Annotated in this window: 9 protein-coding genes and 1 pseudogene; 9 read left to right on the forward strand and 1 reads right to left on the reverse strand. The window is 65.7% G+C overall.

Going from position 1 to position 11,126, the window contains the following annotated elements; all coding sequences use genetic code 11:
• A pseudogene (locus ACXJL8_RS21010) lies at positions 1 to 255 on the forward strand (MFS transporter); the annotation flags it as partial.
• Positions 256 to 261: 6 nt separating this feature from the next.
• On the opposite strand, the gene ACXJL8_RS21015 reads toward ACXJL8_RS21010, so the two are convergent.
• A complete protein-coding gene (locus ACXJL8_RS21015; protein WP_456685502.1) occupies positions 262 to 1,752 on the reverse strand; it encodes a hypothetical protein in 1,491 nt (496 codons plus the stop codon).
• Positions 1,753 to 1,999: 247 nt separating this feature from the next.
• Between ACXJL8_RS21015 and ACXJL8_RS21020 the strand changes: the two genes are divergently transcribed.
• From ACXJL8_RS21020 to ACXJL8_RS21055, 8 genes are all read left to right on the forward strand, one after another.
• On the forward strand, positions 2,000 to 3,349 hold the full coding sequence (locus ACXJL8_RS21020; protein WP_456618033.1) for an ABC transporter substrate-binding protein: 1,350 nt from the start codon (positions 2,000 to 2,002) through the stop codon (positions 3,347 to 3,349).
• Positions 3,350 to 3,433: 84 nt separating this feature from the next.
• Positions 3,434 to 4,312, forward strand: coding sequence for an ABC transporter permease (locus tag ACXJL8_RS21025; protein ID WP_456685503.1), 879 nt, complete (start codon positions 3,434 to 3,436; stop codon positions 4,310 to 4,312).
• Positions 4,309 to 5,199 (forward strand): ABC transporter permease, encoded by an 891-nt coding sequence (locus tag ACXJL8_RS21030; RefSeq protein WP_456618031.1) that lies wholly within the window; start codon positions 4,309 to 4,311, stop codon positions 5,197 to 5,199. Before ACXJL8_RS21025 ends, ACXJL8_RS21030 begins: the two co-directional genes overlap by 4 nt.
• A gap of 7 nt (positions 5,200 to 5,206) precedes the next feature.
• Complete coding sequence (locus tag ACXJL8_RS21035) at positions 5,207 to 6,310, forward strand: ABC transporter ATP-binding protein (RefSeq protein ID WP_456685504.1); 1,104 nt, start codon at positions 5,207 to 5,209, stop codon at positions 6,308 to 6,310.
• A gap of 27 nt (positions 6,311 to 6,337) precedes the next feature.
• On the forward strand, positions 6,338 to 6,823 hold the full coding sequence (locus tag ACXJL8_RS21040) for a (2Fe-2S)-binding protein (RefSeq protein ID WP_456618029.1): 486 nt from the start codon (positions 6,338 to 6,340) through the stop codon (positions 6,821 to 6,823).
• Positions 6,824 to 6,825: 2 nt separating this feature from the next.
• Positions 6,826 to 9,213: a xanthine dehydrogenase family protein molybdopterin-binding subunit gene (locus ACXJL8_RS21045; protein WP_456618028.1), complete on the forward strand. Its 2,388-nt coding sequence runs from the start codon at positions 6,826 to 6,828 to the stop codon at positions 9,211 to 9,213.
• A gap of 11 nt (positions 9,214 to 9,224) precedes the next feature.
• Positions 9,225 to 10,022 carry an FAD binding domain-containing protein gene (locus ACXJL8_RS21050; protein WP_456618027.1) on the forward strand — a complete coding sequence of 266 codons (798 nt, stop codon included), beginning with the start codon at positions 9,225 to 9,227 and terminating at the stop codon, positions 10,020 to 10,022.
• A 16-nt stretch (positions 10,023 to 10,038) separates the two neighbouring features.
• On the forward strand, positions 10,039 to 11,126 hold a 1,088-nt coding region (locus tag ACXJL8_RS21055; protein ID WP_456685505.1), incomplete at its 3' end, for an amidase.

Consider the following 11,126-nt stretch of genomic DNA (forward strand, 5'->3'; position numbering starts at 1 on the left):
GCATTGCTGTTCGGGCCGAAGGCTGCGTTCATGCCGGAGCTGTTCCGCACCCAGGTGCGCTACAGCGGCGCCTCGTTGGGGGCCAATGTTGCGGCAGCGCTCAGCGGCGGCTTCTCGCCGCTGATTGCGACCGCGCTGCTCGCATGGGCCGGCGCCTCATGGGCGGTGTCGGTCTATATCATCGCGCTGTCGATCATCACGATCGTCGCGACCCTGATGGCGCCGGAGACGGCGCGGGACTCGCTCAGATCCTGAGCGCGGTCATCGGCACGCGGGGTTCGCAGCGCCCGCGACGACGAGGAAGGTGATGGTCTCAGGCGCGAGGCGGACCGCACCGGCTGCCGTCGCCCGCCCGGCGAGGTGCGGCAGCTCATCCCTGCCGGTCAGCGCGAGCGTCGTGCCGTTCAGTTGCACCGTCGCGCCTTGCCGCCGTCTTGCCTGCAAGGTGTAGCGGTCGGCGGGACGCGGCAGCACGATCGCGCGCGATGCGCCGTGTGAGATGTTGATCGCGAGCACGGTCACGGCGCCGGGCGTCGATGGATGGCAGTGCGCATAGACGTGCAGGTCGGGCGCCATCGCCGCGCTTGCGTCGAGCACCGTCGTTCCCATCAGCCGATGCCAGAGCAGTGCGCCCCAGTAGTTCGGTCGCGGGCGGAACGTCGTCTCGTCGAGCAGGCCGTAATCGCTCGCCGCCAGCGTGTTGTGCATCACCACCTGGACCCCGGCTCGTGCCAGGCGTCCGAGCTGGTCGAGATAGCGGAAGGTGTCGAGAAACGTCCTGTCCCAGCGGTTGCCGCCGCAAGCCGCATCGGCGGTTTCCGTCAGCCAGATCGGTTTGCCGGGCGCGAATTCATCGMGCAGGCCGCGGTAGATCGACAGCGTCGCATCGGTGCGGGCGAGCCATTCTCCGGATAACGCGTCTGCCGGCGCGTCGCGGCCGCCGCAGCGTGGCGAGATCGTGTTGTAGTGATGGTAGGAGAAGCGATCGACGTCGGCTCCGGAATTGGCGAGCAGGTCGCGGGTGCGAATACCCGATGCGGAAGGGGACGCGGAATCGCCGACCGAGCCCGGGCCGACGATCAGCGTTTCCGGCGCCGCGCGCCGTATCCAGTCGCGAAAGACCTCGAAATCGCGGACATAGGCTTTCGCGTCATATCCTTGCGGCGCTCCGCCCGTCGCCGCGAGCGTCGGCTCGTTCATGAACTCGGCGGCCGCGATGTGGCCGCCCAGCGATCGCGTGTCATCGACAAGACGCTGCGCCTGATCCGGCCTCCACGCGCCATCCGCACCGCGGCTGCCGGGACTGACCGCGAAGGAGGTGATGATCTCCGCATCAGTCGCGCGCGCGAAGTCGACGACGCCGCGCCACTGCGCGCGGCTCAGCACCGCGTCAAACCCCGGCGGCGGTGCGGCTGGTGCTTGTTCGCTGCCGGCGAAGAACGTCGCATTGGCCCAGGTGCCGCTCACGCGCAGATAGGCTGGCGACAACGCCGCCGCAAGCCTGCGCAGACGAGCGTTGGCGAGATCGATCGGAAGTCTCTCGCTGTAACGATCGCGCCCGGCGAGCACGCGCATCGTTCGCGGATAAGGTCTCCAGAACCGCCCGCCGGTCACCTCCACCATCTCGATGTTGTAGGACTGGAAGCGCGGATCGATCGTGCCGATTGCTTTCAGCTCAGTGGGTGCGATCGGCGTCCCGCCGGCGCGCGCCGCGCACAACGTTGCGGCAACGAGCAGCGCAGCCCCTGTCACACCTGCTGCGCGAAAAGGCCGGACCTGTCGCATTCGCCGCCCTGTATGCATGTCCCTGACGCCTTCTTATGCGCCCTGCCAAATCCAAATGCACCGGGAAGAACCATTAGCCGCGTTTATGCGGCCGATTTTTACTTCCAATTTTACTTCGCAGAACCCCGCCCATAGCCTCGCGCGCAATTGATCACATCCGCAGCCGGTCAATGACGATCGGAGCGAGCGCTTATCGTAACCAACGAGGGTTGCCATGCTTGACAGGGACAAGGGGACATCCACTGCCAATCCGGCGGGGACGAGCGACAAGTCTGCGAAAAAGCTGAGCCGGCGCACGCTGTTGAAGGGTGCCGCGGCCGTTGCCGGCGCGGCCGCAGGGTCGGATGCGATCCGCGGATTCCCGACCATCTGGGCCCAGGAGATCAAGGACATCGAGCTCCGCCATGTCGGCGTTTCCTATTCCGTGGTGAAGGCGATCGGCGACCAGGCGGCCAAGGATCTCGGCTTCAAGGTGACGATGCAGAACCTCGACACCTCCGCCGCCATCAACCGCTTCATAAGCCAGCCTAATACGGTCGATATCGCCGATCTCGAGGGCTGGCAGGCCAAGCTCGCCGCCAAGCGCGGCGTCATCCAGGGCATCGAGGTCAAGAAGATCAAGGACTTCGACAACATCCTGCCGATCTTCACCAAGGGCGAGATCGACGGCCACAAGATCCCGCGCCAGGGCATCTCGCCCTTCGAGGCCATGTATATCGCGAAGCCCGATTCAACCGATTTGAACGACGGCGTCACCGAATGGGCAACCTTCCTGCCGCAAGTCTACAACGCCGACTCCATCGGCTATCGCCCCGATCTCGTCGGCCATGAAGTGACCGAGTGGAAGGATCTGATCGATCCGAAATTCAAGGGCAAGGCCGCGATCCTCGACGTGCCCGCGATCGGCATCATGGATGCCGCGCTCTGCTTCGAGAGCGCCGGCCTGATCAAGTACGGCAACAAGGGCAACATGACCAAGGARGAGATCGACTTCACCTGCAACAAGCTGATCGAGCTGAAGAAGCAGGGCCAGTTCCGCGCGACCTGGACCACCTTCGACCAGTCGGTGCAGCTGATGGCGGCGGGCGAGGTGATCATCCAGTCGATGTGGTCGCCGGCGGTCGCCGCGGTGCGCGTGAAAGAGATCCCTTGCGTCTATGCGCCGGTCAACGTCAAGAACGGCAAGGAAGGCTATCGCGGCTGGTGCAACGGCATGGGCCTGATGAAGCACCTCTCCGGCAAGAAGCTCGACGCAGCCTACGAATATCTCAACTGGTATCTTTCGGGTTGGCAGGGCGGCTTCGTCGCACGCTACGGCTATTACAGCCCGGTGCCGTCGACCGCGAAGAAGTTCCTGACGCCGGCCGAATGGGCGTTCTGGTACGAGGGCCAGCCCGCGCCGGAAGTGATCAACGATCCCTACGGCGTGCCGATGGAAAAGACCGGCACCAAGCGCGACGGCGGCTCGTTCCTGGATCGCGTCAAGAACATCTCGTGCTGGAACACGCTGATGGACGAGGCGGCCTACATGAACAAGCGCTGGAACGACTTCAAGGTGGCGTAAATCCTGCTTTCCCTGACCTGACACGAGCGCCGGCGCGGCGACGCGCCGGCAGACAGACCGAACTGAAGCGTGGCTTTTGCCGACATGCAGTCAAGTCAAAACCCATCACGCGCAAATCTCGCCGGCTGGCTCTACGTGTCGCCACTGGTCCTGGTGCTCGTGCCGTTCTTCGTGGCGCCGATCCTGGTGGTGCTGGCCGCGAGCTTMTTCGCCACCGACGGCTTCGGCGGGCTGACGCCGGGCTTCACATTGGCGAGCTATGTCGAGGTGCTGCATTCGGCGCTGACGCTGAAGCTGTATCTGGCGACCATCAAGTTCACCGTGCTGACCTGGATCTTCACCCTGATCATCGGCTTCTTCGTCGCCTATTTCCTGGTGTTCCACGTTCGCAACCAGCTGCTGGCGATCGGCCTGTTTCTGCTCTGCACGGTGCCGTTCTGGACCTCCAACATCATCCGGATGATTTCCTGGATTCCGCTGCTCGGCAAGGAAGGCCTGATCAACCAGGCGCTGCTCGCGCTCGGGGTGATCCGCCAGCCGCTGGAAGTGCTGCTGTTCTCCGATCTGGCGGTGGTCATCGCCTATGTCCACCAGCTCACGATCTTCATGATCGTGCCGATCTTCAATTCGATGGCGCGGATCGACAAGAAGCTGATCGAGGCGGCGATCGACGCCGGCGCCAGCCGTTTCGACATCATGCGCCTGATCGTGGTGCCGATGTCCAAGAGCGGCATCGCGCTCGGCACCATCTTCGTGGTCTCGATCGTGATGGGCGATTTCTTCGTGGTCAAGGTGATGTCCGGCGGCGGTTCGGCCTCGGTGGTGAGCGCGTTCTACGAGGACGTCGGCGTGCTGCAATATCCGACGGCAGCGGCAAGCGCGGTGCTGCTGACGCTGGTGCTGGTCGCGATCGTCTCGCTGATCCTGCGCACCGTGGACATCAGGCAGGAAATCACGCGATGAGCGCGGTAACTGCCGGCATGCCCGAGACGGTCGCGCCCGCGACAAGCAAGGCGATTGCGCCGAGCCGCGGGCAGCGACCCTGGACGTTCTACGTGCTGGCGACGCTGTTCGCGCTTTACGTGATTGCGCTCTACGGCCCGATGTTCTGCATCTATGTGCTGTCGTTCCAGGATATCCGCGGCGGTCTGGTGTTTCCGATGAAGGGCCATTCGCTGCACTGGTTCGTCGATCTTTTCACCCAGGTGCGGACCGGCGACGTCAAGGGCTCGTTCGACCGTTCCATCAAGCTCGCCGTCATCGTCACCATCATCACGGTGGTGGTCTCGTTCCTGGCCGGGCTCGGCTTTCGCAAGCGCTTCCGCGGCGACACCGTCGTGTTCTACATGATGATCGGCAGCCTGGTCGCGCCGGGCCTCGTGCTCGGTCTCGGCACGGGCCTCCTGTTCCAGGCGCTCGGGCTGAATGCGAGCTGGTACACCTCCGCGCTTGGCGCGCAGCTGTCCTGGACGCTGCCGTTCGGCGTGCTCGTGATGTTCGCGGTGATGTCGCGCTTCAACCACGTCTGGGAGGAGGCGGCCTACGATCTCGGCGCCAGCCGCTGGCAGTCGATCCGGCTGGTGATGATCCCGGTGCTGGCGCCCGGCCTCGTCGCGGTCGCGCTGTTCGGCTTCACGTTGTCCTACGACGAGTTCGCCCGCAGCCTCCAGACCGCCGGTTCGCTGAACACGCTGCCGCTGGAAATCTGGAGCATGACGCTGAACGTCACGTCGCCCTCGCTCTACGCGCTCGGCACGGTGACGACCATCGTCTCCTTCATCGTCATCGGCGCGAGCCTGGGCAGCATCGTGCTGATCCAGAAGAAGCGCGGCAGCAGCGCAAAGGGTTGAGCTGGGAATGAAGAGCGATCGCGGCGATATCGAACTGGCGGGCATCTGCAAGAGCTTTGACGGCGCGACCAACGTGGTCGACGGCGTCAATCTCAGGATCGCCGACGGCGCCTATTGCTGCTTCATCGGCCCGTCCGGCTGCGGCAAGACCACGATCCTGCGCATGATCGCCGGCCATGAGGACCCGACCGCGGGCGAGATCATCATTGGTGGGCAGAACGTCGTGGGGTTGGCGCCGGTGCAGCGGCGCACCGCGATGATGTTCCAGTCCTACGCGCTGTTCCCGCATCTCACGGTGCGCGAGAACATCGCCTTTGCGCTGCGTGTGCGCGGCATGTCGAAGGCCGACCGGCTGCGCGCAGCCGATGCCATGATCGAAAAAGTGCGGCTGACGCAATTCGCCGATCGGCTGCCGGCGCAGCTCTCCGGCGGCCAGCAGCAGCGCGTTGCGCTGGCGCGCGCGGCGATCACCGAGCCGCGCGTGCTGCTGCTGGACGAGCCGCTGTCAGCGCTCGACGAGCAGCTCCGCGTGCAGATGCGCCAGGAGCTGCGGCGGATGCAGCGGGAGCTCGGCATCACCTTCATTCACGTCACCCACACCCAGCTCGAGGCGATTGCGCTCGCCGACCTGGTGGTGGTGATGGAGCAGGGCAGGATCAAGCAGGCCGGCGCCGCGCGCGACGTCTACGCCCATCCGCACGACCGTTACGTCGCCGAGTTCATGGGCGGCCAGAACGTGCTGTCGGGCCGGGTCGAGCGGGTGAATGGCTCGAGCTTTACGCTCGCGCAGGYCGCGCCTGATGGCATCGAGGTTCCGCTTCAGGCGCGCTCCACGGTCAGCGTCGGCGACAAGGTCGATATCGCGGTGCGCCGCGACGACGTCGCGCTGGTCCGGCCCGGCAAGGCGCTGCCGCCCGGCTCTACGTCGCTGCCGAGCCGGGTGCTCGCGATCGAGTACCAGGGCTATTTCGTCAAGGTCATGCTCGACACCGTGCCGGACGACGAGTTCGTGGCCTACGTGCCGGAAAAGACCTTCTTCGCGGACCCCTTCACCGTTGGCGATGTCGTGCTGGCCACATGGGCCACCGGCCGCGCGCTTCCACTCGCCTAAAGCCCCGTCGCGCACAGGAGTATTATCGTGCAGATATCCTTCACACTCAACGGCCGGCCAACCACGGTGGATGTCGAACCGGCGACGCTGGTCGCCGAGCTGCTGCGCGAGCAGCTCCACCTCACCGGCACCCATATCGGCTGCGACACCAGCCAGTGCGGCGCCTGTGTCGTGCACCTCGACGGGCTGCCGGTGAAGAGCTGCACGTTGCTCGCGCCCGCGCTCGACGGCGCGACCTTGCTCACCATCGAAGGCCTGCAAGGCGCGCCTGGCTCGAACCGGCTGCATCCGATGCAGGAGGCTTTCCGTGAGCATCATGGCCTGCAATGCGGCTTCTGCACGCCCGGCATGCTGATGACGGCGGTGGCGCTCGCGACCGAGAAGCCGTCGCTGACGGAAGCCGAAATCCGCCACGGCCTCGAAGGCAATATCTGCCGCTGCACCGGGTACCAGAACATCGTGGTCTCAGTGATGGCCGGCGCGGCCGCCATGAACGCGGCCAAGGGAGAGTGACCATGGGCAATGTGATCGGGATCGGCGCCTCACCGAAGCGGAAAGAGGACCAGCGCTTCCTCACCGGCCGCGGCAATTACGTCTCCGACATCAAGCGTCCCGGCATGACGGCCGGCGTGTTCGTGCGCTCTCCGCATGGGCATGCGAAGCTGCGCGGCATCGACAAGAGCGCGGCGCTTGCGGCAGCCGGCGTCATCGCTGTCCTGACCGGGGATGACGTCGCCGACGATGGACTCGGTTCGCTGCCCTGCGGCTGGGGCATTACCGACGCCAAGGGCGTACCGATGAAGGAGCCGCCGTTCCCGATGCTGGCGCAGGACAAGGTGCGCTTTGTCGGCGACATGGTGGCTTTCGTTATTGCCGAGACGCCGGAGCAGGCGAATGCGGCGGCCGAGCTGCTCAAGATCGACTACGAGGTGCTGCCGTCCGTGGTCGGCGTGCTCGAGGCCGTCCGGCCGGGCGCGCCGCAATTGTTCGACGATGTGCCGAACAACATCTGCTGCGACTGGGAGCTCGGCGACAAGGCCGCGGTCGAGACCGCATTCCGGAAAGCGGCGCATGTCGCAAAGCTCAGCCTGGTCAACAACCGCCTGATCGGCAATCCGATGGAGCCGCGGGCGGCGATCGCGGAATATGAGCCCGGCACCGATCGCTTCACGCTGTGGACCACCAGCCAGTTTCCGCATGTCGTGCGCTTCCTGATGGGCGCGCTGGTGCTGAACATCCCGCAGCACAAGCTGCGCGTGGTCGCGCCCGATGTCGGCGGCGGCTTTGGCGTCAAGCAATTCCACTACGGCGAGGAGGCCGTGATCACCTGGGCCGCCAAGCGGGTGATGCGGCCGATCAAATGGGTGGCGAGCCGCTCGGAAGGCTACGTCTCCGATCGGCACGGCCGTGATCACGTCACCGAGGCGGAGCTCGCGCTCGACGAGACCGGCAAGTTCCTCGCCTTCCGCGTCAACACGCTCGCCAATATGGGTGGCTATCTCTCGACCTTCGGGCCGAACATTCCGACCAATCTCTATGGCCCGCTGCTCGGCGGCGTCTACACCACGCCCGCAATCTACTGCAATGTGAAGGTGGTGTTCACCAATACCGTCCCGGTCGATGCCTATCGCGGCGCCGGCCGTCCCGAGGCGACCTTCGTGCTGGAGCGCATCGTCGATGTCGCAGCCAGCGAAATGGGGATCGATCGCGTCGAGATCCGCCGCCGCAACATGATTCCGAAGGAGGCCTATCCGTACCAGACGCCGGTGCTGGTACAGTACGATTCCGGTGATCCGATGGGCTGCCTCGACGGCGCGCTCGTCGCAGCCGACGTCAAGAATTTTGGCGTGCGCAAGGCGGCCTCGGCCAGCAAAGGCAAATTCCGCGGGCTTGGCTACTCGACCTATGTCGAGGCCTGCGGTCTTGCGCCCTCGCGCTTCGCGGGACGGCTCGGCGCGCGCGGCGGTCTCTATGAGAGCGCCACGGTGCGCGTTCATCCGACCGGCCAGGTCACGGTCATGATCGGCACCCACAATCACGGCCAGGGCCATGAGACGACGTTTGCGCAGATCGTCTCGGAAAAGCTCGGCGTGTCCTTTGAGAATGTCGACATCGTGTTCGGCGATACCGATCGCGTGCAGTTCGGCATGGGCACCTACGGCTCGCGCTCGCTGGTGGTCGGCGGCGCGGCGCTGTCGAAGGCGACGGACAAGGTGATCGTCAAGGGCAAGAAGATCGCGGCTCATCTGCTCGAGGCCGCCGAAGTCGATATCCAGTTCGAGGCCGGAAAATTCTCGGTCGCGGGCACGGACCGCACCAAGACGTTCGAGGAGATCGCGGGCGCCGCTTACGTGCCGCATGACTATCCGCTCGAAGTGCTGGAGCCGGGGCTGGAGGAGCAGGCCTATTACGATCCGGTCAACTTCACCTATCCCGGCGGCTGYCACATCGCCGAGGTCGAGGTCGATCCGGAGACCGGCACGGTGACGCTGGTCAACTATACGGCGGTGGACGACGTCGGCACGGTGATCAATCCGATGATCGTCGAGGGCCAGTTGCACGGCGGCATCGTGCAGGGCGTCGGCCAGGCGCTGTTCGAGAACGCGGTGTATGACGAGGGCTCCGGCCAGCTGCTGTCGGGCTCGCTGATGGACTATTGCATGCCGCGCGCCGACCACCTGCCGATGATGAAGGTCGAAACCCATTCCACGCTCTGCACGCACACGCCGATGGGCGTGAAGGGCTGCGGCGAGGTCGGCACCATCGGCTCGCCGGCGGCCGTCATCAACGCGGTGGTCGATGCGCTGGCGCATCTCGGCGTCACCCATGTCGACATGCCGGCCACGCCGAACCGGATCTGGCGCCTGTTGCAGAACGCGTCACTGCCGGTCGCCGCGGAATAGGGAGGACAACAATGAAACCGTTTGCCTATCATCAGCCGGGCCAGATTCCCGACGCCGCGAAGCTCTTGACCTCGATCGAGGACAGCAAGCCCGTCGCCGGCGGCATGACGCTGATCCCGACGCTGAAGCAGCGGCTCGCCAGCCCGGTCGCGCTGGTCGATCTTTCAAAGCTGCCAGACCTCAAAGGCATCACCGATGATGGCGCCACCATCACCATCGGTGCGATGACTCCGCATGCGGTCGTGGCCGCATCGAAGCTGGTGCAGACGAAAATTCCCGGYCTCGCCGCGCTGGCGTCCATGATCGGTGATCCCGCCGTACGCAGTCGCGGCACCATCGGCGGCTCGGTCGCCAACAACGATCCGGCGGCCGATTATCCGGCCGGCGTTCTCGGCCTCGGTGCCACCATCGTCACCAGCGCGCGCGAGATCGCGGCCGACAAATTCTTCCTCGGACTGTTCGAGACCGCACTCGAGCCGGGCGAGATCATCACCGCGATCCGCTTTCCGGTGCCGCTCAAGGCCGGCTACGCCAAATTCAAGGCGCCGGCGTCGCGCTATGCGCTGGTCGGCGTGTTTGTGGCGAAATTCGCCGATGGCGTCCGCGTCGCCGTCACCGGCGCAGGAGCGGGCGTGTTCCGGGTGCCGCCGATGGAAGCGGCGCTGTCGCAAAATTTCGATCCGTCCGCGGTCGCGGTGATCAAGATCGATACCGACGGCCTCACCTCCGATATCCACGCCGAAGCCGATTACCGTGCGCATCTCGTCACGGTCATGGCCAAGCGCGCCGTCGACGCGGCGCTCAGCTAGCTCCTTAGGGTTGATGATGACTGATGGTTCCGGCCGAACGGCCTTCCCGCCGGCGCCGACTGGCCTCGGCGCGCTCTCTGCTACCGAGATCGTTGCCGGCTACCGGCGCAAGGCGTTCACCCCGCGCGATGTCGTCGACGACACCATCGCCGCGCTCGAGGCGACGAATGAGGCCTGCAACGCGGTGGCGACGCCGATGTACGAGCAGGCGAGGGCGGAGGCCGACCGTCTCACCAGGGAAATGCGCGCGGGCGAAGCCAAGGGGCCGCTCGCCGGCGTGCCGGTCACGATCAAGGACCTCGTCTTCGTCGCGGGTGTGCCGGCCTATGGCGGCTCGCCGATGAACAGGACATTCGTGCCCGAGGCCGATGCCGCCGTGGTGTCGTCGCTGAAGGCCTCCGGCGCAATCATCACCTGCAAGACCACGACCTGCGAGTCCGGCTACAAGCTGACGGCGGACAGCCCGGTCACCGGCACCACGCGAAACCCATGGAATTCCGGTCGCACCAGCGGCGGATCGAGCGGCGGCGCGGCCGCCGGTGTGGCCGCCGGCTGCGGTCCGATCGCGATCGGCACCGACGGTGTCGGCTCGATCCGCGTGCCTTCGTCGTTCTGCGGCGTGTTCGGGCTCAAGCCGACCTTCGGCCTGGTGCCGCGCTCGCCCGGCTTTTCGCCGCCGTCCTGGGCTTCGCTGGCGCATACCGGACCGATCACCCGCACGGTCGCGGATGCCGCGCTGACGCTGGAGATCATCGCGGGCTATGATTTGCGCGATCCCGCAAGCCTGCCGGTGTCGCCGCGGCGGTTCGATACGCATGCCGTTCCGTTGAACGGCATGCGCATCGGCGCCAGCGCCGATTTCGGTTATGCCGCCGTCAGCCCCGACGTCCGCGCGGCTTTCAACAAGGCGCTGGCGATGCTGGAATCCTGCGGCGCGGAGGTGAGCATGGACGGGCCGGGATTGGATCCCGGAATCCTCGAGCACACGCTGAAGCCGATCGCGTTCACGGAGCAGGCCGCTGCTGTCGCCGGCAAGACGACGGCCGACCTCGCGGGTTGCGAGCCCGACTATCGCGACGTCGTCAGCGCCGGCCGCCATTACAC

The organism is Bradyrhizobium sp. P5_C11_2, from assembly GCF_054049755.1.

What these genes read in the sequence shown, in the direction of transcription:
- ACXJL8_RS21030 (WP_456618031.1), top strand. Translation starts at nt 4,309, where the DNA reads ATGAGCGCGGTAACTGCCGGCATGCCCGAGACGGTCGCGCCCGCGACA.